Below are 22649 nucleotides of genomic sequence, written 5' to 3'. Positions count from 1 at the left end.
AGACTCCAGGAGAAGGGAACGCTGCGGAACGCCGCGGTCACCCCGGAGCCGGCTTCAGCGGTCGAAGTCCAGCTCCACCTTCTCCGTCACCGGATGCGACTGGCAGGCCAGCACATATCCCGCTTCCGTCTCCTCCGCCTCCAGCGCGAAGTTGCGGTCCATGCGCACCTCGCCCGACACCAGGAAGGCCCGGCACGTCCCGCACACCCCGCCCTTGCAGGCATAGGGGGCGTCGGGCCGGTTGCGCAGCACCGCCTCCAGGAGCGACTCCCCGTCCTGGACCGGCCAGGCCCCGCCGCGCCCGTCCAGCCGGGCGGTCACGGTGCTGTGCGCGGGGGCCACGACGGCCGTCGCCGGCGCCGCACCGGCGTCCACATGGAAGATCTCCTCGTGGATCCGGGCCCGGTCCACCCCGAGCTCCCGCAACGCCCGCTCCGCGCCCTGCACCAGCCCGTACGGCCCGCACAGGAACCACCCCGCCACCTCGCCCACCGGCAGCAGCGCGGGCAGCAGCCCCGTCAGCCGCTCCCGGTCCAGCCGCCCGGACGGCAGCCCCGCCTGCTGCTCCTCCCGGGACAGCACGGTCACCAACTGCAGCCGCTCCGGGTAGCGGTCCTTCAGGTCGGCGACCTCTTCCAGAAACATCGTCGAGGCAGCCGTGCGGTCGCTGCGTATCAGGCAGAACCGTGCGCGGGGCTCGCGCGCCAGCAGCGTGGAGACGATCGAGAGCACCGGGGTGATGCCGCTGCCGCCGACGATCGCGGCGTACAGCCCGGGCGCGGGCTCCAGGGTGAACCGCCCGGCCGGGGTCATCACCTCCAGCTCGTCCCCGACGGCGACCTCCTTCAGCGCGTAGGCCGAGAACGCCCCGCCCTCGACCAGCCGCACCCCGACCCGCAGGGTGGTGGGCCCCTCGGCACCGGGCTCGGGCGCCGGCGAGCAGATCGAGTACGTCCGCCGTATCTCGGCCCCGTCGGCCCGGCGCCGCAGCGCGAGATGCTGGCCCGGCGCGTGCCGGTATTCCTCGCGCAGCTCCGGCGGGACGGCGAAGGTGAGGGCCACGGAGTCGTCGGTGAGCCGGTCGACCGCGGCCACCGGGAGCGGGTGGAAGCGGGCCATCACAGCTCCTTGAAGTGGTCGAACGGTTCCCGGCAGGCCAGGCAGCGCCGCAGCGCCTTGCAGGCGGTGGAGGAGAACCGGCTCAGCAACTCGGTGTCGGCGGATCCGCAGTGCGGGCAGCGGACGGGGTCGGGCCCGTCGGCCTCGCCGGTTTCACCGGCGACCGTGCGGGTCGGCCCCAGCTCCAGGGCCAGCGGCCCGGCGTCCCGGCGCACACGCGGGGGCGCGATCCCGAACTCCCGCAGTTTGCGCCGCCCTTCGGCGGTGATGTCGTCGGTCGACCAGGCGGGCGAGAGCACCGTGCGGACGGTGACCTCCCGCATGCCGTGCTCGCGCAGCACCCGCTCTATGTCCAGGGACATCGCCTCGACGGCGGGACAGCCGGTGTAGGTCGGCGTCAGCTCGACGTCCACCGCGTCCGTACCCCGCACGTGCACCCCGCGCAGCACACCCAGCTCCCGCAGGGTGAGCACGGGCAGTTCCGGGTCGGGCACCGAGCCGGCCAGCTCCAGCAATTCCGCCTCCAGCGCGGTGGCCGTCACCATGACGCCCCCGGATGGCTGCGGTGCAGGTGCTGCATCTCGGCGAGCATCCGCCCGAACGGCTCGGTGTGCAGGCCCTGGCGGCCGGCGCCCGCCGACCAGGCCCCGGTCCGCGGTCCCTCGGGGACCGACAGAGTGGCCCGGCGCAGCATGTCCCCGACGGACTCCAGCCAGGCCCTCTCCAGCCCCGCCCAGTCGGCGTCCAGGCCCGCCACCGGCTGGAACATCTCCCCGGTGAACCGCCACAGCGCCTCGCACGCCCGCTCCATCCGCTCATGGCTGACCTGCGTGCCGTCACCGAGCCGCAGGGTCCACTGCTCGGCGTGGTCACGATGGTAGGCGACCTCCTTGACGGCCTTCGCGGCGAGCGGAGCGAACGGACCGTCCCCGGCGGCCAGTTCGGCGTAGAGCAGGTGCTGGTAGACGGAGAAGTACAGCTGGCGGGCGATGGTGTGCGCGAAGTCGCCGTTCGGCTGCTCCACGAGCTGGAGATTGGTGAAGGCGCGCTCCTCGCGCAGATACGCCAGCTCGTCCTCGTCCCCGGCCATCGACAGCAGCACCCGGGCCTGTCCGAGCAGGTCCAGGGCGATGTTGGCGAGGGCGACCTCCTCCTCCAGGACGGGCGCGTGGCCCGCCCACTCGCCCAGGCGGTGGGAGAGCACCAGGGCGTCGTCGCCGAGGGCGAGGGCGGCCGTCGTGGGCACAGTGGTCGCCGTCACAGGTGCTTCACTCCCTCCGGGATGTCGTAGAACGTCGGGTGCCGGTACGGCTTGTCGGCGGCGGGTTCGAAGAAGGGATCCTTCTCGTCGGGCGAGGACGCCGTGATCGCGGACGCGGGGACCACCCAGATCGAGACGCCCTCCCCGCGCCGGGTGTACAGGTCCCGGGCGTTGCGCAGGGCCAGTTCCGCGTCGGGGGCGTGCAGGCTGCCGGCGTGGGTGTGGGAGAGTCCGCGGCGGGAGCGCACGAAGACCTCCCACAGAGGCCAGTCGGTAGTGGTCATGCTCGGCTCGCTCCTGTCTCACCGGTGTGCTTGGCCGCGTACGCCGCGGCCGCCTCCCGTACCCACGCGCCCTCGTCGTGTGCCCGTCGGCGCTGGGTGATCCGCTGTTCGTTGCACGGGCCGTTGCCCCTGAGGACCTCCCAGAACTCCGTCCAGTCGATGGCGCCGAAGTCGTAGTGCCCGCGTTCCTCGTTCCACTTCAGGTCCGGGTCGGGCAGGGTCAGGCCCAGCGACTCGGCCTGCGGGACGCAGATGTCGACGAAGCGCTGGCGCAGCTCGTCGTTGGAGTGGCGCTTGATCTTCCACGCCATCGACTGCGCGGAGTGCTGCGAGGCGTCGTCGGGCGGGCCGAACATCATCAGGGACGGCCACCACCAGCGGTCGACCGCGTCCTGCGCCATCGCGTGCTGCTCCGGGGTGCCGCGGCTGAGGGCGAGCAGCAGCTCGTACCCCTGGCGCTGGTGGAAGGACTCCTCCTTGCAGATGCGGACCATCGCGCGCGCGTACGGGCCGTACGAGCAGCGGCACAGGGGCACCTGGTTGGTGATGGCGGCGCCGTCCACCAGCCAGCCGATGGCGCCGACGTCGGCCCACGTCAGCGTGGGGTAGTTGAAGATCGAGGAGTACTTCTGGCGGCCGGTGTGCAGCTTGTCGAGGAGTTCGTCCCGGCCGGTGCCCAGGGTCTCGGCCGCGCCGTACAGGTACAGGCCGTGGCCCGCCTCGTCCTGGACCTTGGCCATGAGGATGGCCTTGCGGCGCAGCGAGGGAGCACGTGTGATCCAGTTGGCCTCCGGCTGCATGCCGATGATCTCGGAGTGGGCGTGCTGCGCGATCTGCCTCACCAGGGTCGCGCGGTAGGCGTCGGGCATCCAGTCGCGCGGCTCGATGCGCTCGTCCGCGGCCACCGCGGCGTCGAAGGCGCGCTCGTACGCGCCAGTGTCGGCGGTGTCCCGGGCGTTGGACGCCCCGGTGCGGGCCGTGTGCTGTGCGGCTGCTGTGGCCATGCGGTCCCCCTGACGTCGGGCTGCCGGAGCACTCTCCCGACCGATCGTTCGGTCCGTGTCGATTCAATGGTGGGGCGAGCCGCCGCGAGGTGTCAACCGCTGTGGACAACCGCGGCCACAGCCTGTGGATAACTTCGGTTCGGCCACGGCCGTCCCCTCTCCACCGTCGTTCCGGTCGCATCGGTCGTCCCTCGGGGCTGCGCCGGGCGGGTGAGGCTGAGTACCGTTCCGTGCGGGCGCCGAGGAGACGTGCGGTGCTCGTTGCTCATACGGCGGTGATCGGGAAACGGGGCGGGATGGACGCGCACGACGAGGACTCGAAGGCCCCGCCGGGGCCGGAGGGCGGGCCGCGTCGGCCGACCGGCGGCCCCGACGCCCCCCGCACCGGCGTGGCCGCGCTCTCCCCCCGCTACCAGGTCGGGGCGGCCCTGGCGCTCGCGGTCGTCGCGGTGGCCGCCTGTGTGCATCTCGGCATGGTGTTCCTGCATGTCGCGCCGGCGAACACGGTGACGAAGCAGCACGGCAGGGCCATCGAGGAGTGGATCTACCCGGAGTTCGAGCAGAACTGGAAGCTGTTCGCGCCGAACCCGCTGCAGCAGAACATCGCGGTGCAGGTGCGCGCCGACATACGGGCGGCGGACGGCACCGTCACGACCACCGGCTGGAACGACCTGTCCGCCCGGGACGGCGAGGCGATAGACGGCAGTCTGCTGCCCAGCCACACCCGGCAGAACGAGTTGCGCCGGGCCTGGGACTTCTTCGTCGCCACGCACGGCACCGACAACCGCCCGGTGGGCCTGCGCGGCGCCCTCTCCGAGCAGTACCTGCGCCGGATCGTGGTGATGCGCCTGTACGCCGAGGACGGCGCGAGCCGGGAGGGCGTCATCCAGCGCGTGCAGCTGCGCTCCCGTACGACCAACGTGCCGCCGCCCGCGTGGAGCCGCGAGCAGGTCTCCGACAAGCCGGTGTACCGGCTGCTGCCCTGGTGGACGGTGACGCCTGACGAGGCCGCGGGGGGTGTGCGGTGAACGGTCTCGTGCTGTCGGTCTCCCGTGGCATCGCCCGGGTCACCGAGTCGGCCCTCGGCCCCTACCAGTCCGCCGTGATCCGTATCGGCTTCGCGGGGACCTGGCTGCTGTTCCTGCTGCGCGAGTTCCCCCACCGTGCGGAGCTCTACGGCCCCGACGGCCCCTGGAGCTGGGGCCTCGCCCGCCGGCTCACCTCGGACAACGGCGCCTTCACCGTCCTGATGTGGACGGACGGGCGGGCGTGGTTCGAGGCGTGCTACGCGCTCGCCCTCCTCTCGAGCGCCCTGCTCCTGCTGGGCTGGCGCACCCGCACGACCTCCGTGCTGTTCATGGTGGGCGTGCTCTCCCTGCAGAACCGCAGTGTCTTCGTGGGCGACGGCGGCGACAACGTCCTGCACCTGATGTCGATCTACCTGGTGTTCACCCGCTGTGGCCGGGTGTGGTCCCTGGACGCCCGGCGGGAGACGCGCGCGGCGGCGGCACGCGCGCGTGAGGAGCGGACCGGCGACCGGGTCGGCCCTCTCCTGTGGGGCGTGCTCGGTCTCGCGCTGGCCGCCGTGACCCTGGCGGGCCGCCTGGACAGCGGCTCGCTCGTGCCCGTGCTGCTGTGGACGATATGGCTGGCGCAGGGCCTGTGGTGGGCCGTGGGGCGCTGGGCGCGATCGGGCGAACCCCGGATCATGCTGGACGTGGTCGCCGGCATCGTGCACAACGGCGCCCTGTTCGTGATCATGGCCGAGGCGTGCCTGATCTACTCCACGGCCGGCTGGTACAAGATCCAGGGCTCGCGCTGGCAGGACGGCACCGCGGTCTACTACCCGCTGCACCTGGACTACTTCTCGCCCTGGCCCGCCCTCGCCGACCTGCTGTCGTCCAACGGCACCATGGTGATGCTGGTGACGTACGGGACGGTCGTCGTGCAGGTCGCCTTCCCGTTCGCCCTGTTCAACCGGCGGGTCAAGAACGTGCTGCTGGCCGCGATGATGACCGAGCACGCCGTGATCGCGATCGTCCTCGGGCTGCCCTTCTTCTCGCTGGCGATGATCGCCACGGACGCGGTGTTCCTGCCGACGTCCTTCCTGCGCCGGCTCGGCGGCTGGGCGGCCCGCGCGCGGGGGCGGCTGATGCGGCGTGGCGGCCGCGACCTGCCCCCGCCGCGCTCGCCGGAGGGCAGCGAGACCGCCCGCGTAGGCTTCGGGGCATGACCGACCCCGTGGCCCGCTGGCGCGAACGCGCCGGCACCTGCGTGCTGCTCGACGGCTTCCACGCCCTCAAGCACGCGGTGCGCTTCGGGGCCGAAGTGCCGGTGGCGGTCACCACGGACCGGCCGGCGGCGCTCGCCCTCGCCGACGAGCTGGCCCCCGACGTCCGCGACACGCTGGACGCCCTCCTGGCCGAGGTGCCGGAGGGGACGTACGCGTCCCTGGTGCCGCGTCCGCACCCCACCGCGGTGGCCGCCCTGGCCGTACGGCCGTCCCGCGCGGCCAACCTGCAGAAGCTCGCGCACACCCCGCGCGGCGCGCCGGTCGTGGTCCTCGACAACCCGCGCAACCTGGGCAACGCGGGAGCGGTGATCCGGCTGGCCGCCGGTTTCGCGGCGACCGGGGTGGTCACCACCGGCACGCTCGACCCCTGGCACCCCACGGTGGTGCGCGGCGGGGCGGGGCTGCACTTCGCGACCGCGGTGGAGCGGCTGACCGTGGCCGAGCTGCCGCCCGGCCCGCTGTTCGCCCTCGACCCGGACGGCGAGGACATCCGGGGCCTGAAGCTGCCGGACGACGCGTTGCTGGCCTTCGGCTCGGAGCGCAGCGGCCTGTCCGCCGAACTGCGCGCCCGCGCCGACCACCTGCTGTCCCTGCCGATGCGCCCCCAGGTCTCCAGCTACAACCTCGCGACCACTGTGGCCATGACGCTGTACCACTGGAGCGCCACCGGGGGCGCGCCCGCCTGAGAGCCCCTACATCTCCCGGCGCACCTCCACCACCCGGAAGCGGTTGGCCACGAAGGCGCCGTCGCACAGGGCCGCGCTGGCCGCCGGGTTGCCGCCGGAGCCGTGGAAGTCGGAGAAGGCGGCGGTCTGGTTGACGTACACCCCGCCGGTCAGGTTGAGCGACAGCTGGGCGGCCTCCTCCAGGCAGGCGTCCTCGATCGCCTGCTCGACCTGCTCGTCGGTGGTGTACGCGCCGACCGTCATCGCGCCCTTCTCACGGACCGTGCGCCGCAGCAGGTCCACCGCGTCGGCGGCCGAGTCGACGGCGACGGCGAAGGAGACGGGCCCGAAGCACTCGCTCATGTAGGCGGCCTCGTCGTCGGCCCCCTCCCAGTACTTCCGCGCGCCGTCCAGCTTGACGATCACCGGCGTACGGACGACCGCGTCGGGGAACTCGGGGTTCGCGACCTCCCGCGAGGCGAGGGCGACCTCGCCCAGCCCGGCCGCTGCCTCCAGGCGGGCCTTCACGTCCGGGTTGACGATCGCGCCGAGCAGGGCGTTCGCGCGCGCGTCGTCCCCGAGGAGGCCGTCGACCGACCGGGCGAGGTCGGCGACCACCTCGTCGTAGGACTTGGGGCCCTGGTCGGTGCGGATGCCGTCGCGGGGGATGAGCAGGTTCTGCGGGGTGGTACACATCTGGCCGCTGTACAGGGAGAGCGAGAAGGCCAGGTTGGAGAGCATGCCCTTGTAGTCGTCGGTCGAGTCGACGATCACCGTGTTGACGCCGGCCTTCTCCGTGTAGACCTGCGCCTGCCGGGCGTTGGCCTCCAGCCAGTCGCCGAACGCGGTCGAGCCCGTGTAGTCGATGATCCTGATCTCGGGCCGGGTGGCCAGCGTCCTGGCGATGCCCTCGCCGGGGCGCTCGGCGGCGAGGGCGACCAGGTTCGGGTCGAAGCCCGCCTCGGCGAGCACCTGGCGGGCCACCTGCACGGTGAGCGCGAGCGGCAGCACCGCGCGCGGGTGCGGCTTGACCAGGACCGCGTTGCCGGTGGCCAGGGAGGCGAACAGGCCCGGGTAGCCGTTCCACGTCGGGAAGGTGTTGCAGCCGATGAGCAGCGCGATGCCGCGCGGGACCGGCGTGAAGCGCTTGGTGAGGGCCAGCGGGTCGCGCTTGCCCTGCGGCTTGGTCCACTCGGCCGTGTAGGGGGTGCGGACCTGCTCCGTGTACGCGTACGCCACCGCCTCCAGGCCGCGGTCCTGGGCGTGCGGGCCGCCCGCCTGGAACGCCATCATGAACGCCTGGCCGGAGGTGTGCATGACCGCGTGCGCGAACTCGTGCGTCCGGTCGCTGATCCGCTTGAGGATCTCCAGGCAGACCACGGTCCGGGCCTCCGCGCCCGCGTCCCGCCACACGCCCTGCCCGGCCCGCATGGCGGGCAGCAGGACGTCCACGTCCGCGTGCGGGTAGGTCACGCCGAGCTCGATGCCGTACGGGGAGACCTCGCCGCCCACCCAGTCGTCCGTGCCGGGCTGGCCGAGGTCGAGGCGGGTGCCCAGGAGAGCGTCGAAGGCCGCCTTGCCCGCGGCCGCGTCCAGGCTGCCGTTCTCGCCGTAGGCCTTCGGGTGCTCCGGATGCGGGGACCAGTACGCGCGCGTGCGAATGGCCTCCAGCGCCTGGTCGAGAGTGGGCCGGTGCCTGGCGATCAGCTCGTGCGCGGTCAGTTCAGCGGCCATGCGGGACCAACTCCTCGTCTCAAGAGCTCTCCGTCGAGCTCATGACCTGGGCAGAAACAGCAGAACCATGGGCAGAAACAGCCGGACAGGGTTAGAGTAACCGAACGATCGGTCGGGACAAGGGGGTCCGCCGCATCTGTGGAAAACGCCGTGCGGGAGGATCGCGCACATGACAGCACTCGACCTCAGCAGCCCCGTGGCCGTCGTCGGCACCGGCACCATGGGCCAGGGCATCGCCCAGGTCGCGCTGGTCGCGGGCCATCCCGTACGGCTGTACGACGCCGTCCCCGGGCGCGCCCGGGAGGCGGCCGAAGCGATCGGCGCCCGCCTCGACCGGCTCGTGGCGAAGGACCGGCTCACCGGAGCCGAACGGGACGCCGCCCGCGCCCGGCTCGAGCCCGCCGCAAGCCTCGCCGAGCTCGCCGACTGCTCCCTGGTCGCCGAAGCCGTCCTGGAGCGGCTGGACGTCAAGCAGGAGCTCTTCCGCGAGCTGGAGGGCATCGTCGCCGACGACTGCCTGCTCGCCACCAACACCTCCTCCCTGTCGGTGACGGCCATCGGCGGCGCTCTGCGTCACCCCGGCCGCTTCGTGGGCCTGCACTTCTTCAACCCGGCCCCGCTGCTGCCGCTGGTGGAGGTCGTCTCCGGCTTCGCCACCGACGTCACCTCGGCCACGCGCGCGTACGAGACGGCCCGCGCCTGGGGCAAGACGCCGGTCGCCTGCGCCGACACCCCGGGCTTCATCGTCAACCGCATCGCCCGGCCCTTCTACGCCGAGGCCTTCGCCGTGTACGAGGCCCAGGCCGCCGATCCGGCCACCATCGACGCGGTCCTGCGCGAGTCCGGCGGTTTCCGGATGGGCGCCTTCGAACTGACCGACCTCATCGGGCAGGACGTCAACGAGTCCGTCACCCACTCCGTGTGGCAGTCCTTCTTCCAGGACGTCCGCTTCACGCCCTCGCTCGCCCAGCGCCGCCTGGTCGAGTCCGGCCGCCTGGGCCGCAAGAGCGGGCACGGCTGGTACGCCTACCCCGACGGCGCGGACGGCCCCGAGCGCCCCGAACCGCACACCGCCGAGAAGACGCGGGCCCCCGCCCATGTCGTCGCGGAGGGCGACCTGGGCCCGGCCGGCGAGCTGCTCGCGCTGATCCGCGAGGCGGGCATCCAGGTCCGCGAGGAGGACGAGGACAACGGCACCCGCCTGCTCCTGCCCAGCGGCGGCCAGCTGGTGCTCGCCGACGGCCAGACCTCCGTGGAGTTCCGCGACGTCGTCTACTTCGACCTCGCCCTCGACTACCGCCGCGCCACCCGCATCGCCCTGTCCGCCTCCCAGGACACCTCGCCGCAGACCCTCGCCGAGGCCACCGGCCTCTTCCAGGCGCTCGGCAAGGACGTCAGCGTCATCGGCGACGTCCCCGGCATGATCGTCGCCCGCACGGTCGCCAGGATCATCGACCTCGCGCACGACGCCGTCGCCAAGGGAGTCGCCACCGAGGAGGACATCGACACCGCGATGCGCCTGGGCGTCAACTACCCCCTCGGCCCCTTCGAGTGGAGCCGCGCACTCGGCCGGAGCTGGGCCTGCGCCGTCCTCGACGAACTGCACGAGCGTGAACCCTCCGGCCGCTACGCCCCGTCCCTCGCGCTCTACCGCCACGCGTACGCCACCGACAAGCGGGAGGGCGCCTGATGACCACCGTCAAGCGCGACACGTACACCCCCGAGACGCTGCTCTCGGTCGCCGTGCGGGTCTTCAACGAGCGCGGCTACGACGGCACCTCCATGGAGCACCTGTCGAAGGCGGCCGGCATCTCCAAGTCGTCGATCTACCACCACGTGACCGGCAAGGAGGAGCTGCTGCGCCGCGCCGTCAGCCGGGCGCTGGACGGCCTCTTCGGGATCCTCGACGAGGAGCACGCGCGCGCGGGGCGTGCGGCGGACCGCCTGGAGTACGTCGTCCGGCGCACGGTCGAGGTCCTGATAGCCGAGCTGCCGTACGTGACGCTGCTGCTGCGCGTGCGCGGCAACACCGCCACCGAGCGGTGGGCCCTGGAGCGGCGGCGCGACTTCGACCACCGGGTGGCCGACCTGCTGAAGGCGGCTGCCGCCGACGGGGACGTGCGCGGCGACGTGGAGGTGCGCCTGGCGACCCGGCTGGTCTTCGGAATGATCAATTCGATCGTGGAGTGGTACCGGCCCGACGGGCGTGGCATGAACGAGCGTGAGGTGGCGGACGCGGTGGTGCGGCTGGCCTTCGGGGGCCTGCGCAAGGACACCTGAGTCAGCCCTCCGGCTCCACGTCCTCCTCCTCGAACACCAGCAGCGTGCGGGTGCTGAGCACCTCCGGGATCGCCTGGAGCCGGGTGAGCACCAGCTCGCGCAGCGCCCTGTTGTCGGGCGTGTGCACCAGCAGCAGCACGTCGAAATCTCCGCCGACCAGGGCGATGTGCGAGGCGCCCGGCAGCTGTCTGAGCTGCTCGCGCACCGTGCGCCAGGTGTTCTGCACGATCTTCAGCGTGACGTACGCCGACGTGCCGTGGCCTGCCCGCTCGTGGTCGACACGGGCGCCGAAGCCCCGGATGACGCCGTCCTCGATGAGGCGGTTGATGCGCGCGTAGGCGTTCGCGCGCGAGACGTGCACCCGCTCGGCGACGGACCGTATCGAGGCGCGGCCGTCCGCCTGGAGCATCCGCAGGATGCCCTGGTCGATGGCGTCCAGCGGACGCGGCGGCGGCAGGACAGCACCGGCATCCAGGCCCTCGGCCATTTGTTCAGATGCCATGTCCCCCCGCCTTCCCGCCGTGGACGTCCTGCGTTCATTGCAGGCTGTGGAGAACCGTTTGTCCACAGCCTCGGGCGGCCTGTAGCCAAAATGTGTCGGCGACCGAACAATCGGTAGGTGAGGCGGGTCACAGCCGACGCGCCTTCCGTAGCCGCTCCCATGAGGAGGTGCCGTCATGACGGTCATGGAGCAGCGAGGCGCGTACCGGCCATCACCGCCGCCCGCCTGGCAGCCCCGCCTGGACCCCGCGCCGCTGCTGCCCGACCCGGAGCCGTACCGCGTCCTCGGCACCGAGGCCGCCGCCAAGGCCGACCCGGAGCTGCTGCGCCGGCTCTACGCCCACCTGGTGCGCGGCCGCCGGTACAACGTGCAGGCCACCGCCCTCACCAAACAGGGCCGCCTGGCCGTCTACCCCTCCAGCACCGGCCAGGAGGCCTGCGAGGTCGCCGCCGCGCTCGCCCTGCGGGATCAGGACTGGCTCTTCCCCAGCTACCGCGACACGCTCGCCGCCGTCGCGCGCGGCGTCGACCCGGTCGAGGCGCTCACCCTGCTGCGCGGCGACTGGCACACCGGCTACGACCCCTACGAGCACCGCGTCGCCCCCCTGTGCACACCGCTGGCCACCCAGCTCCCGCACGCCGTCGGCCTCGCCCACGCCGCCCGCCTCAAGGGCGACGACGTGGTCGCGCTCGCCCTGGTGGGCGACGGCGGCACCAGCGAGGGCGACTTCCACGAGGCGCTGAACTTCGCCGCCGTCTGGCAGGCACCGGTCGTCTTCCTGGTCCAGAACAACGGCTTCGCCATCTCGGTCCCGCTCGCCAAGCAGACCGCCGCGCCCTCCCTGGCCCACAAGGCCGTCGGGTACGGCATGCCGGGCCGCCTGGTCGACGGCAACGACGCGGCCGCCGTGCACGAGGTCCTCGGCGACGCCGTGCGGCACGCGCGCGCGGGAGGCGGCCCGACCCTGGTGGAGGCGATCACGTACCGCGTGGACGCCCACACCAACGCCGACGACGCCACCCGCTACCGCGGCGACGCCGAGGTGGAGGCCTGGCGCGAGCACGACCCGGTCCAGCTGCTGGAGCGGGAGCTGACCGACCGCGGCCTCCTCGACGAGGGCGGCATCCGCGCCGCACGCGAGGACGCCGAGGCGATGGCCGCCGACCTGCGCGAGCGCATGAACCGCGACCCGGAGCTCGACCCCATGGACCTCTTCGACCACGTGTACGCGGACCCCACCCGGCAACTGCGGGAACAGCGCGCCCTGCTGCGGGCCGAGCTCGAGGCCGAGCAGGAAGGCGGTCACCGATGACCACCGTCGCCGTCAAGCCCGCCACCATGGCGCAGGCCCTCACGCGCGCGTTGCGCGACGCGATGGCCGCCGACCCCGCCGTGCACGTCATGGGCGAGGACGTCGGCACCCTCGGCGGTGTCTTCCGGATCACCGACGGGCTCGCCAAGGAGTTCGGCGAGGACCGCTGCACGGACACCCCGCTGGCCGAGGCGGGCATCCTCGGCACGGCCGTCGGCATGGCCATGTACGGGCTGCGCCCGGTCGTGGAGATGCAGTTCGACGCCTTCGCCTACCCCGCCTTCGAGCAGCTGATCAGCCATGTCTCACGGATGCGCAACCGCACCCGCGGGAAGATGCCCCTGCCGATCACCGTCCGCGTCCCCTACGGCGGCGGCATCGGCGGCGTCGAGCACCACAGCGACTCCTCCGAGGCGTACTACATGGCGACTCCGGGGCTCCATGTCGTCACGCCCGCCACCGTCGCCGACGCCTACGGGCTGCTGCGCGCCGCCATCGCCTCCGACGATCCGGTCGTCTTCCTCGAACCCAAGCGGCTGTACTGGTCGAAGGACTCCTGGAACCCCGACGCCCCGCAGACCGTTGAACCGATCGGCCGCGCGGTGGTGCGGCGCCCGGGCAGGAGCGCCACGCTGATCACGTACGGGCCGTCCGTACCCGTCTGCCTCGAAGCCGCCGAGGCGGCGCGGGCCGAGGGCTGGGACCTCGAAGTCGTCGACCTGCGCTCCCTGGTGCCGTTCGACGACGAGACGGTCTCCGCGTCGGTACGGCGGACCGGGCGGGCGGTCGTCGTCCACGAGTCGGGCGGGTTCGGCGGACCGGGCGGCGAGATCGCGGCCCGGGTCACGGAGCGCTGCTTCCACCACCTGGAGGCGCCGGTGCTGCGCGTGGCCGGGTTCGACATTCCCTACCCGCCGCCGATGCTGGAGCGGCACCACCTGCCCGGCGTCGACCGGATCCTGGACGCCGTGGCGCGTCTGCAGTGGGAGGCCGAGGACTGATGGCACAGGTGCTGGAGTTCAAGCTCCCCGACCTCGGGGAGGGACTGACCGAGGCGGAGATCGTCCGCTGGCTGGTCCAGGTCGGCGACGTCGTCGCCGTCGACCAGCCGGTCGTCGAGGTCGAGACGGCCAAGGCGATGGTCGAGGTCCCCTGCCCGTACGGCGGCGTGGTCACCGCCCGCTTCGGCGAGGAGGGCACGGAACTGCCCGTCGGCGCCCCGCTGCTGACCGTGGCGGTCGGCGAACCGGCCACCGGCGGCGAGCCCGAGGCGTCCGGCAACGTCCTGGTCGGCTACGGCACGGGAGCGCCTCCGGCGCGGCGGCGCAGGGTACGGCGGACGCCGGGCGCCAACGGTCACGTGAGCGAGCAGGTGGCGCCCGCCGTTCCGAGCCACGCGCGCGTGGGGGCGGCGCACACCGAGGGACCCGTCCCCGTCATCTCCCCGCTGGTCCGCCGACTCGCCCGCGACAACGGCCTGGACCTGCGGAAGCTGACCGGCTCGGGACCGGACGGGCTGATCCTGCGCGCCGACGTCGAGGACGCGCTGCGCGCGAACGCGGCCCGCGGTCGCACGGCAGAGGCGACGGCCGCCCTCGCCCCCACCGCCGCGCCCGCACCGGTCGCCGGAACCACCGCACCCGTGCCGGCTCCCGCACCCTTCCCGCTCACGGGCACCGCAGGCACCCGCGTCCCCCTGAAGGGCGTCCGCGGGGCCGTCGCCGACAAGCTCTCCCGCAGCCGCCGGGAGATCCCCGACGCGACCTGCTGGGTCGACGCCGACGCGACGGAGCTGATGCGCGCCCGGGCGGCCATGAACGCGGCCGGCGGCCCGAAGATATCCCTCCTCGCGCTCCTCGCCCGGATCTGCACCGCCGCCCTTGCGCGGTTCCCCGAGCTCAACTCCACCGTGGACACGGAGGCAAGGGAGATCGTCCGGCTGGACCACGTCCATCTGGGCTTCGCCGCGCAGACCGAGCGCGGGCTGGTGGTGCCCGTCGTCCGGGACGCGCACGCGCGCGACGCCGAGTCGCTCAGCGCCGAGTTCGCCCGGCTGACCGAGGCGGCCCGGACCGGGACGCTGACGCCCGGGGAACTCACGGGCGGGACCTTCACGTTGAACAACTACGGAGTGTTCGGCGTCGACGGCTCGACGCCGATCATCAACCACCCAGAGGCGGCCATGCTCGGCGTCGGCCGCATCGTCCCCAAACCCTGGGTGCACGAGGGCGAGCTCGCGGTGCGGCAGGTCGTCCAGCTCTCGCTCACCTTCGACCACCGGGTGTGCGACGGCGGCACGGCGGGCGGCTTCCTGCGGTACGTGGCGGACTGCGTGGAACAGCCGGCGGTGCTGCTGCGGACACTGTGACGCGGTGCCCCTGCCGCGGTTCCCTGTGATCAGGGCGGCACGCATACTCGGAGGGTGACCGCCCATGAGCCCGCCGCCCCCGGCACCGAGGTGCCGTACGACGCACCGTCGTACACCGCGCCGTACGACACGGCGCCGTACGACGCCGTCGTGCTCGCCGGCGGTGCCGCGCGGCGTCTCGGCGGGGCGGACAAGCCCGGTGTACGGGTCGGTGGGCGCCCGCTCCTCGACCGGGTGCTCGCGGCCTGCGCCGGCGCGGGCACGACCGTCGTCGTGGCCGAGCCCCGCCCCACCGCGCGGCCGGTGCGGTGGGCCCGCGAGGAACCCCCCGGCGCGGGGCCGGTCGCCGCGCTCGACGCCGGGCTGCGGCACACCACGGCGGAGCACCTCGTCGTGCTCTCCGCCGACCTGCCGTTCCTGGAAACGGCCACGGTACGGCGGCTGCTGGGCGCCCTGCGCACCACAGCCGCCGAGGGCGCGCTGCTCACCGACGCGGACGGACGCGACCAGCCGCTGGTGGCCGCCTACCGCACGACGGCCCTGCGCCGTGAGCTGACGGCGCTCACCGGCGCCCACGGCGGCCTCACCGGGCTGCCCCTGCGCCGGCTGACCGGTGCGCTGGACCTCACCCGCGTCCCGGACCCGGTCGCCTCGTTCGACTGCGACACCTGGGACGACATCGCCGCCGCCAGGGCACGGATCAGGGAGCATGGGCACGTGTTGGATGAATGGATCTCCGCAGTCAAGGACGAGCTGGGCATCGAACTGGACGTCGACACCGGCGCCCTGCTCGACCTCGCCCGTGACGCCGCGCACGGCGTGGCCCGGCCCGCCGCCCCGCTGACCACCTTCCTCGTCGGCTACGCCGCCGCACAGGGCAAGGGCGGCCCCGAGGCGGTCGCCGAGGCCGCCCGCAAGGCCGCGGCACTGGCCCTGCGCTGGGAGGAAGAGAACAGTCCCGCCCAGCCCGCCCCCGGCCCGGACGCCGGATGACCGCCCGCGCCACCCGGACCGGCGAGCGTGCCGAGGACACCGACGATCTCGACGTCGAGGAGGCGCTCGCCCTCGTGAGGGAACCCCGGGAAGACAACGGCCCCGCCGAAGACGGCCCCACCCCGGGCGGCCGGGTCCCCGCGCCCGCCGCCCAGGACGGGCACGCCGCCCCCGACGACCGCCACCGCCAGGCCGCGCCCTGGCCCCAGGCCCGTCAGACCGCCGCCCGCGCGGCCCGCACCGGCGGTCGCCGCCCCCTGGTCTCCGTCTGCCTCGAGGACGCCCTCGGCCTGGTGCTGGCCACCCCCCTCACCGCCCTCACCGACCTCCCCTCCTTCGACACCTCCGCGATGGACGGCTGGGCCGTCGCCGGCCCGGGCCCCTGGGACGTGCGGGAGGAGGGCGTCCTGGCCGGGCACGGGCTGCCCGAGCCGCTGACGGACGGAGAGGCGGTGCGGATCGCCACCGGCGCCCGTATCCCGCCGGACACCACCGCCGTCCTGCGCAGCGAGCACGGCCGCACCGACGGCAAGGGCCGGCTGCACCCCACCCGGGAGGTCACCCACGGGCAGGACATCCGCCCCCGCGGCCAGGAGTGCCGCAACGGCGACCAGTTGCTGCCCGTCGGCACCCTTGTCACCCCCGCTGTCCTGGGCCTCGCAGCCGCCGCCGGCTACGACACCGTCACCGCCGTCCCCCGCCCCCGCGCCGAAGTCCTCGTCCTCGGCGACGAGCTGCTCACCGAAGGCCTTCCGCACGACGGGCTGATCCGCGACGCCCTCGGCCCGATGCTGCCGCCCTGGCTGCGGGCGCTCGGCGCCGAGGTCACCCGGGTGCGCCGACTCGGCGACGACGCCAAGGCCCTGCACAAGGCCATCACCTCCTCCGACGCCGACCTCATCGTCACCACCGGCGGCACCGCCTCCGGCCCCGTCGACCACGTCCACCCCACCCTGCGCCGCATCGGCGCCGAACTCCTCGTCGACGGCGTCAAGGTCCGCCCCGGCCACCCCATGCTGCTGGCCCGCATCAAGGGCGACCAGCACCTCGTCGGCCTGCCCGGAAACCCCCTCGCGGCCGTCTCCGGCCTGCTCACGCTCGCCGAACCCCTCCTGCGCACCCTCGCCGCACGCCCGGCCCCCGAGCCGTACACGCTGCCGTTGGGGGAGGCGGTGCACGGGCATCCGCACGACACCCGGCTCATCCCCGTCGTGCTCCGCGGCGATCACGCCGTGCCGCTGCACTACAACGGCCCGGCCATGCTGCGCGGCGTCGCCGCCGCCGACGCGCTCGCCGTCGTACCGCCCGGCGGTGCCCGGCAGGGGCAGGAGACGGAGCTCCTCGACCTGCCGTGGGCGGCCGCCGGGATCGGGGTGTGTTTCACGTGAAACTTCCGGGCGAGGACGCGATAGCCCGCCGGGCGGACGAACACCTGGTGACCCATCGGGTGAAACTCCCGAGGAAAGTGGTGGAGCACCCCTTCCGCCGGGCCGCCAAACGGCTTGCCCTGGCCCTGCTGGTGCTGGTCGCGACCGCGCTGATCGTCTACGCCGATCACGACGGCTACCACGACAACGCCGACGGCGCGGTCGGCCTCCTCGACTCCTTCTACTACGCCACCGTCACCCTCTCCACCACCGGATACGGCGACATCACCCCCGTCGGCGACGGTGCCCGGCTCACCAACATCCTCGTCGTCACCCCCCTGCGCGTGCTGTTCCTGATCATCCTGATCGGCACGACGCTCGAGATCCTGACCGAGCGCACCCGGGAGGAATGGCGCCTCAACCGCTGGAGGTCCACCTTGCGAGACCACACCGTCGTCATCGGCTTCGGCACCAAGGGACGATCGGCGATCCAGACCGTCTGCGCGACAGGGCTGCGGAAGGAACAGGTGGTCGTGGTCGACCCCAGCGAGAGGGTGATCGACGCGGCGATCGCCGAGGGCTACGCGGGCGTGGTCGGGGACGCGACGCGCAGCGACGTGCTGAGGCGGGCCGAGGTGCACCGGGCGCGGCAGATCATCATCGCGACGCAGCGCGACGACACGGCCGTCCTGGTGACGCTGACGGCCCGGCAGCTCAACCGGGGCGCCAAGATCGTGGCCACGGTCCGCGAGGAGGAGAACGCGCCGCTGCTGAAGCAGTCCGGCGCCGACGTCGTCATCACCAGCGCCAGCGCGGCCGGGCGGCTGCTCGGCCTGTCCGTGCTCAGTCCCGCCGCCGGCATGGTCATGGAGGACCTCGTCCAGCAGGGCAGCGGCCTCGACATCGTCGAACGCCCCGTCGTCAAGGCCGAGGTGGGCAGGAGCCCGCGTGAGACGGACGACCTCGTGGTGAGCGTGATACGCGGCCACCGGGTGCTCGGCTACGACGATCCTTCCGTGGGCGCCCTGCAGTTGACGGACCGTCTGATCACCATTGTCCGGGCGACACCGGGCGCGCAGGTCACCCCCGACACCCGGCCGCTGCCGAGGGACTGAGAGCCGACAAAGGGGGAGTGCGAGCCAGGCGCCCGTTTTGTTCGGGGCTCTGAGCGGGAAGGCGGGCCTCGGCCCGGCCCGCGGCGGCGAGGAGTAGCGTCGCGGTCATGCATGCGATCACGATTCCCGAGTCCGGTGAGCCCGAGGTGCTGGTGTGGGACGAGGTCCCCGATCCGGTGCCCGGGGAGGGAGAAGTACTGGTCGAGGTGGCGGCCAGCGCCGTCAACCGTGCCGACGTCCTGCAGCGGCAGGGCTTCTACGACCCGCCTCCCGGCGCATCCCCCTACCCCGGCCTGGAGTGCTCCGGGCGGATCGCCGCGCTCGGGCCCGGCGTCGCCGGCTGGTCGGTCGGCGACGAGGTGTGCGGGCTGCTCGCGGGTGGCGGCTACGCCGAGAAGGTCGCCGTCCCGGCCGGGCAGCTGCTGCCCCTCCCCGACGGCGTCGACCTGAAGCGGGCGGCGGCGCTGCCCGAGGTGGTCTGCACGGTCTGGTCGAACGTCTTCATGATCGCCCACCTGCGCCCCGGCGAGACGCTGCTCGTCCACGGCGGCTCCAGCGGCATCGGCACCATGGCGATCCAGCTCGCCAAGGCGGTCGGCGCGAAGGTCGCCGTCACGGCCGGCACCAAGGAGAAGCTGGACTTCTGCGCCGAGCTGGGCGCCGACATCCTGATCAACTACCGGGAGCAGGACTTCGTCGCCGAGATCAGGCAGGCCACGGGCGGCGCGGGCGCGGACGTCATCCTCGACAACATGGGCGGCAAGTACCTGGAGCGCAACGTCAAGGCCCTCGCCGTCAGCGGCCGGCTCGCCGTCATCGGCCTCCAGGGCGGCGCCAAGGGGGAGTTGAACCTCGGCGCGCTGCTCGCCAAACGGGCCGCGATCAGCGCGACCTCGCTGCGCGCCCGCCCGCTCGACGAGAAGGCGACCATCGTCGCGGCCGTACGCGAGCACGTCTGGCCGCTGCTGGCCGCCGGCCACGTCCGCCCGGTCGTCGACCGCGAACTGCCGATGCCCGAGGCGGCCGAGGCCCACCGGGTGGTGGAGGCGAGCGGTCACATCGGAAAGGTGCTGCTCGTGACGCCCGAGCAGGGCGAGGACAGGGCCTAACCGCGCCGGACCCGCAACCCCACGAACGCGAGTCCCAGCCCGAGCCCGATGAGGACCAGGCCGCTGCCCAGCGGCAGGATCCGTACGAGGGGCTCGGCGGTTTCCTCGTCGCCGTGGGCGACGGTGCGGCCCCCGGGCCGCAGCGGCGGCGCGGAGGAGACCAGGCCGGCCCCGGGCGACCGGGAGGCGGCGGGGCTCTCCGCGCCGCCGTCCTGCGGATCCGGTGTCTGCTGCCCCGCCTCCGTCCCCCGCGTCGTCTCCTGCGTGTCCCCCGCCTCCTCGTCCGGGTCCGTGTCGTCCCGGGCGGGCGCGGTGTCATCGTCCCCGTCGGTCTCCGCCGCGGGCGCCTCCGGCCGCCCCGGCCGCTGACGCCCCTCACCGGCCCGGCTCCCGGCCCGGGACGGTCCGGCGGAGGCCGAGGGGGTGGGGGAGCCGGAGGAGCGTGCGGCGGTGCCGGAGAAGCGGGTGCCGGAGCCCGGAGAGCGCACGGCGGAGCCGGGGGAGCGTGCGGGGGAGCCGGAGGGGTGCGCGGCGGACCGCGAGGGCGCGGGCTCGGCGCCGTGCGACGCGGTGGCGCCGTACGGCAGGACGACCGCCGCGAGGAGCAGCGGCATCGGTGCCACGCGGAGTGTGAAGCGCAGCCATGGAGTCACGTCGGTGACCTCCCGGAGCCCAGTCGCCAAGACCGTCGCGAACAAGCCTCACATTCACCCGCCAACCCGGCATTCCGGATTGCTCCGACGGGTCTAAAGGGTGGATCAGCCCCTGTGGGGGGCACCACGGTGATGAGGTGTACGGGTGCGAGAGAATGGCGGCATGGAGATGCCGAGGAACGATAGGCCGTCGGAGAACCCTCAGATCCTGGTCCTGGGCCAGGACGGCATGGCGCTCGGCGGCGTCGGGGACGAGGACTCCCGCGAGACCCCGGTGACGGAACAGGTGGAGCAGCCCGCCAAGGTCATGCGGATCGGCAGCATGATCAAGCAGCTGCTGGAGGAGGTGCGGGCGGCGCCTCTGGACGAGGCCAGCCGGGTCCGGCTCAAGGAGATCCACGCCAGCTCGGTGAAGGAGCTGGAGGACGGCCTGGCACCGGAGCTCGTCGAGGAGCTGGAGCGGCTCTCCCTGCCGTTCACCGACGAGGGCACCCCCAGCGACGCGGAGCTGCGGATCGCGCAGGCCCAGTTGGTCGGCTGGCTGGAGGGGCTCTTCCACGGGATCCAGACGACCCTGTTCGCCCAGCAGATGGCCGCGCGGGCCCAGCTGGAGCAGATGCGCCGCGCACTGCCGCCCGGCGTGGGCCACGAGGACGGCGCCGACCCGCGCACGGGCGGCCGGTCGGGCGGCCCGTACCTGTAAGAGCCCCTGAGCACAAAGGGCCCGGCGGTCTCTTGAGTTCTAGTGGTCGTCGCAACACCCCAGCTCAGGGGATCTCCGCCGGGCCCTTCCGATACGCCGATATGCCGCTCAGCCGGTCGCCGGGTTGCCGGTCGAGACCTTGAGCTGGATCGTCGGCATGTCCTTCGGGTCGACGTCCGTACCGGCGGCGGGGAACTGCTCCATGACAGCGCCCTCGCCGTAGGTGTTCTCGTCGACCTTGATTTCCTTCATCTCCCAGCCGGCGGCCTGGAAGCACGCCTTGACCGACTTGATGTACTTGAACTTGAAGTCCGGGATCTGGATCTTGTCCGGGTCGTCGTACGACTCCTCCGGCTCCGTGCACTCGGTCTTCTCGATCGTCTTCGACGTGTCCGGCCCGCGGTAGTTCGCCGCATGGGACGGTGAGGCCGAGCTGCTCGAGCTCCCGCCCTTGGCGTCGTCATCGCTGCCGTTGTTCACCACCAGGGCCACGATCAGGCCGACGACCGCGACCAGGGACACCGCGATCGAGCCGATGATGACCGGCCTGTTGCTCTTGCCGCCGCCCGCGCCGGAGGACTGGACGGAGGTGTGGGGCGTGACGTTGTACGGCGGCGGGGTCGCCGGAGCCTGGTGGCCGTACCCCGCCGGGGGCGGCGTCCGGTAGCCGGCCTGCTGCGGGTAGCCGTACGCCGGGGCGGGCCCCGCGGGTGCCGGTGTGCCGTACGGATGGGCGACCGGCGTCGGCTGGTACGGCGTCTGCACGGGCCCGGTGGGCGCCGGGGTCGCCTGGTCGACCGGCGGGAACACGGCGGAGCCGACACCCGCGCCGCTCTGCGTGGGGGCGGTGCCGGGCACGATGCTCGGTGCGGTGGCCTGGAAGGAGGCGGCGATGCGCAGGCACTCTTCGCGCATGGACTCGGCGGTCGGGAAGCGCTCGTTCGGGTTCTTCTTCAGCGCGCGGGCGACCAGCGCGTCCACCCCGGGCGGCAGCGAACGGTTGATCGAGGAGGGGGCGACCGGCTCCTCCTGCACGTGCGCGTACGCGATCGCCAGCGGCGAGTCCGCGTCGAACGGCAGCCGGCCGGTGACCAGTTGGAACAGCATGATGCCGACCGAGTACAGGTCGGAGCGGGCGTCCACGCCCCGGCCGAGCGCCTGCTCCGGGGAAAGGTACTGCGGGGTGCCGACGACCATGCCGGTCTGCGTCATCGAGGTGACGCCGGACTGCATGGCGCGGGCGATGCCGAAGTCCATGACCTTGACGACACCGCGCTTGGTCATCATCACGTTGCCCGGCTTGATGTCCCGGTGGACCAGGCCCATCTCGTGACTGATCTCCAGCGCGGCCAGCACGTCGGCGGTGATCTTCAGCGCCTTGTCCGCGGGCATCGCGCCGTACTGCCGGATGTTCTCGTCGAGGACCGAGCCCAGCGGCCGGCCCTCGACGTACTCCATGACGATGTACGGAGTGGTCGTCCCCTCAAGATCGTCTTCGCCGGTGTCGAAGACCGAGACGATGTTGGTGTGCGTGAGCTTGGCCACTGCCTGGGCCTCGCGGCGGAAGCGCTCGCGGAAGGCCTGTTCCCGGCCCAGCTCGGTGTGCAGCGTCTTGATCGCGACCTGCCGGTCCAGCACGGCGTCGTACGCCAGGTGCACCGAGGCCATGCCGCCTTCGCCGAGCAAGTCGCGCAGCTGGTAGCGGCCGCCGGCGAGCGCCCGCCCCGGATACCGGCCCTGTGCGCCGTCCTGGCTCATGTTCTGCGTCCCCCATAGGCGCCGGTGACCGGAAGCCGGTGACCCAATGCCGGTGATCCAATGTGCTATTCGGGGCCAAGTCTGCCCCAGGGCCCTGACACGTCAAGCTCGGTGCCCGTTCCGTGACCG

General features: G+C 73.0%; 22 protein-coding genes. 13 read left to right on the top strand and 9 right to left on the bottom strand.

Features of this window, described 5'->3' with window-relative positions; genetic code table 11:
- Positions 1 to 54: 54 nt before the first annotated feature.
- Genes ACIBBH_RS11945 through paaA form a run of 5 tightly spaced genes read right to left on the bottom strand, consistent with a single transcriptional unit; the run spans position 55 to position 3668 of the window.
- Entirely contained in the window at positions 55 to 1119 is a 1065-nt protein-coding gene (locus tag ACIBBH_RS11945) for a 2Fe-2S iron-sulfur cluster-binding protein (protein ID WP_399404118.1), read from the bottom strand.
- A complete protein-coding gene (gene paaD / locus ACIBBH_RS11940; protein WP_399404117.1) occupies positions 1119 to 1664 on the bottom strand; it encodes a 1,2-phenylacetyl-CoA epoxidase subunit PaaD in 546 nt (181 codons plus the stop codon). Before paaD ends, ACIBBH_RS11945 begins: the two co-directional genes overlap by 1 nt.
- Positions 1658 to 2380, bottom strand: a complete 723-nt coding sequence (paaC, locus tag ACIBBH_RS11935; protein WP_399404116.1) for a 1,2-phenylacetyl-CoA epoxidase subunit PaaC — start codon at positions 2378 to 2380, stop codon at positions 1658 to 1660. The genes paaD and paaC overlap by 7 nt, the downstream gene beginning before the upstream one ends.
- A complete protein-coding gene (gene paaB, locus ACIBBH_RS11930) occupies positions 2377 to 2664 on the bottom strand; it encodes a 1,2-phenylacetyl-CoA epoxidase subunit PaaB (protein WP_399404115.1) in 288 nt (95 codons plus the stop codon). Before paaB ends, paaC begins: the two co-directional genes overlap by 4 nt.
- A complete protein-coding gene (gene paaA / locus ACIBBH_RS11925; protein ID WP_399404114.1) occupies positions 2661 to 3668 on the bottom strand; it encodes a 1,2-phenylacetyl-CoA epoxidase subunit PaaA in 1008 nt (335 codons plus the stop codon). Before paaA ends, paaB begins: the two co-directional genes overlap by 4 nt.
- 296 nt (positions 3669 to 3964) lie before the next feature.
- On the opposite strand from paaA, the gene ACIBBH_RS11920 reads away from it, so the two are divergent.
- The 3 genes from ACIBBH_RS11920 to ACIBBH_RS11910 are packed head-to-tail and all read left to right on the top strand — an operon-like array spanning position 3965 to position 6647.
- Positions 3965 to 4696: a DUF5819 family protein gene (locus ACIBBH_RS11920; protein ID WP_399404377.1), complete on the top strand. Its 732-nt coding sequence runs from the start codon at positions 3965 to 3967 to the stop codon at positions 4694 to 4696.
- Positions 4693 to 5901: an HTTM domain-containing protein gene (locus tag ACIBBH_RS11915; protein WP_399404113.1), complete on the top strand. Its 1209-nt coding sequence runs from the start codon at positions 4693 to 4695 to the stop codon at positions 5899 to 5901. The genes ACIBBH_RS11920 and ACIBBH_RS11915 overlap by 4 nt, the downstream gene beginning before the upstream one ends.
- Complete coding sequence (locus ACIBBH_RS11910) at positions 5898 to 6647, top strand: TrmH family RNA methyltransferase (protein WP_399404112.1); 750 nt, start codon at positions 5898 to 5900, stop codon at positions 6645 to 6647. The genes ACIBBH_RS11915 and ACIBBH_RS11910 overlap by 4 nt, the downstream gene beginning before the upstream one ends.
- A 6-nt stretch (positions 6648 to 6653) precedes the next feature.
- On the opposite strand, the gene paaN is transcribed toward ACIBBH_RS11910, so the two are convergent.
- Positions 6654 to 8360 (bottom strand): phenylacetic acid degradation protein PaaN, encoded by a 1707-nt coding sequence (paaN, locus tag ACIBBH_RS11905; RefSeq protein WP_399404111.1) that lies wholly within the window; start codon positions 8358 to 8360, stop codon positions 6654 to 6656.
- A 169-nt stretch (positions 8361 to 8529) separates the two neighbouring features.
- On the opposite strand from paaN, the gene ACIBBH_RS11900 reads away from it, so the two are divergent.
- Both ACIBBH_RS11900 and ACIBBH_RS11895 read left to right on the top strand, forming a co-directional pair.
- Positions 8530 to 10050 (top strand): 3-hydroxyacyl-CoA dehydrogenase, encoded by a 1521-nt coding sequence (locus tag ACIBBH_RS11900; RefSeq protein ID WP_399404110.1) that lies wholly within the window; start codon positions 8530 to 8532, stop codon positions 10048 to 10050.
- Complete coding sequence (locus tag ACIBBH_RS11895; protein WP_399404109.1) at positions 10050 to 10640, top strand: TetR/AcrR family transcriptional regulator; 591 nt, start codon at positions 10050 to 10052, stop codon at positions 10638 to 10640. The genes ACIBBH_RS11900 and ACIBBH_RS11895 overlap by 1 nt, the downstream gene beginning before the upstream one ends.
- A 1-nt stretch (position 10641) precedes the next feature.
- Here the strand turns inward: ACIBBH_RS11895 and ACIBBH_RS11890 are convergent, their stop codons facing one another.
- On the bottom strand, positions 10642 to 11142 hold the full coding sequence (locus ACIBBH_RS11890) for an Lrp/AsnC family transcriptional regulator (protein WP_399404108.1): 501 nt from the start codon (positions 11140 to 11142) through the stop codon (positions 10642 to 10644).
- A 175-nt stretch (positions 11143 to 11317) separates the two neighbouring features.
- On the opposite strand from ACIBBH_RS11890, the gene pdhA reads away from it, so the two are divergent.
- The 7 genes from pdhA (at position 11318) to ACIBBH_RS11855 (ending at position 19406) form a co-directional block, all read left to right on the top strand.
- Entirely contained in the window at positions 11318 to 12454 is a 1137-nt protein-coding gene (gene pdhA, locus ACIBBH_RS11885) for a pyruvate dehydrogenase (acetyl-transferring) E1 component subunit alpha (protein WP_399404107.1), read from the top strand.
- Positions 12451 to 13455 (top strand): alpha-ketoacid dehydrogenase subunit beta, encoded by a 1005-nt coding sequence (locus ACIBBH_RS11880; RefSeq protein WP_399404106.1) that lies wholly within the window; start codon positions 12451 to 12453, stop codon positions 13453 to 13455. Before pdhA ends, ACIBBH_RS11880 begins: the two co-directional genes overlap by 4 nt.
- Positions 13455 to 14822 carry a dihydrolipoamide acetyltransferase family protein gene (locus ACIBBH_RS11875; RefSeq protein ID WP_399404105.1) on the top strand — a complete coding sequence of 456 codons (1368 nt, stop codon included), beginning with the start codon at positions 13455 to 13457 and terminating at the stop codon, positions 14820 to 14822. The genes ACIBBH_RS11880 and ACIBBH_RS11875 overlap by 1 nt, the downstream gene beginning before the upstream one ends.
- A gap of 54 nt (positions 14823 to 14876) precedes the next feature.
- Positions 14877 to 15815 carry an NTP transferase domain-containing protein gene (locus ACIBBH_RS11870; RefSeq protein ID WP_399404104.1) on the top strand — a complete coding sequence of 313 codons (939 nt, stop codon included), beginning with the start codon at positions 14877 to 14879 and terminating at the stop codon, positions 15813 to 15815.
- Positions 15812 to 17203, top strand: coding sequence for a molybdopterin molybdotransferase MoeA (locus ACIBBH_RS11865; RefSeq protein WP_399404103.1), 1392 nt, complete (start codon positions 15812 to 15814; stop codon positions 17201 to 17203). Before ACIBBH_RS11870 ends, ACIBBH_RS11865 begins: the two co-directional genes overlap by 4 nt.
- Positions 17191 to 18297 (top strand): potassium channel family protein, encoded by a 1107-nt coding sequence (locus tag ACIBBH_RS11860; protein ID WP_399404102.1) that lies wholly within the window; start codon positions 17191 to 17193, stop codon positions 18295 to 18297. Before ACIBBH_RS11865 ends, ACIBBH_RS11860 begins: the two co-directional genes overlap by 13 nt.
- Before the next feature lie 107 nt (positions 18298 to 18404).
- Complete coding sequence (locus ACIBBH_RS11855; protein WP_399404101.1) at positions 18405 to 19406, top strand: NAD(P)H-quinone oxidoreductase; 1002 nt, start codon at positions 18405 to 18407, stop codon at positions 19404 to 19406.
- On the opposite strand, the gene ACIBBH_RS11850 is transcribed toward ACIBBH_RS11855, so the two are convergent.
- Positions 19403 to 20059: a hypothetical protein gene (locus ACIBBH_RS11850; protein ID WP_399404100.1), complete on the bottom strand. Its 657-nt coding sequence runs from the start codon at positions 20057 to 20059 to the stop codon at positions 19403 to 19405. The genes ACIBBH_RS11855 and ACIBBH_RS11850 overlap by 4 nt on opposite strands.
- Before the next feature lie 163 nt (positions 20060 to 20222).
- On the opposite strand from ACIBBH_RS11850, the gene ACIBBH_RS11845 reads away from it, so the two are divergent.
- Positions 20223 to 20762, top strand: a complete 540-nt coding sequence (locus ACIBBH_RS11845; protein WP_399404099.1) for a bacterial proteasome activator family protein — start codon at positions 20223 to 20225, stop codon at positions 20760 to 20762.
- Positions 20763 to 20870: 108 nt separating this feature from the next.
- Here ACIBBH_RS11845 and ACIBBH_RS11840 read toward each other — a convergent pair whose 3' ends face one another.
- Complete coding sequence (locus tag ACIBBH_RS11840) at positions 20871 to 22520, bottom strand: protein kinase (RefSeq protein WP_399404098.1); 1650 nt, start codon at positions 22518 to 22520, stop codon at positions 20871 to 20873.
- Positions 22521 to 22649: the final 129 nt, after the last annotated feature.

The organism is Streptomyces sp. NPDC051636, assembly GCF_044453765.1.
In the GTDB taxonomy this organism is placed as follows: Bacteria; Actinomycetota; Actinomycetes; order Streptomycetales; family Streptomycetaceae; genus Streptomyces.
This window is presented reverse-complemented; position numbering and strand designations above follow the sequence as displayed.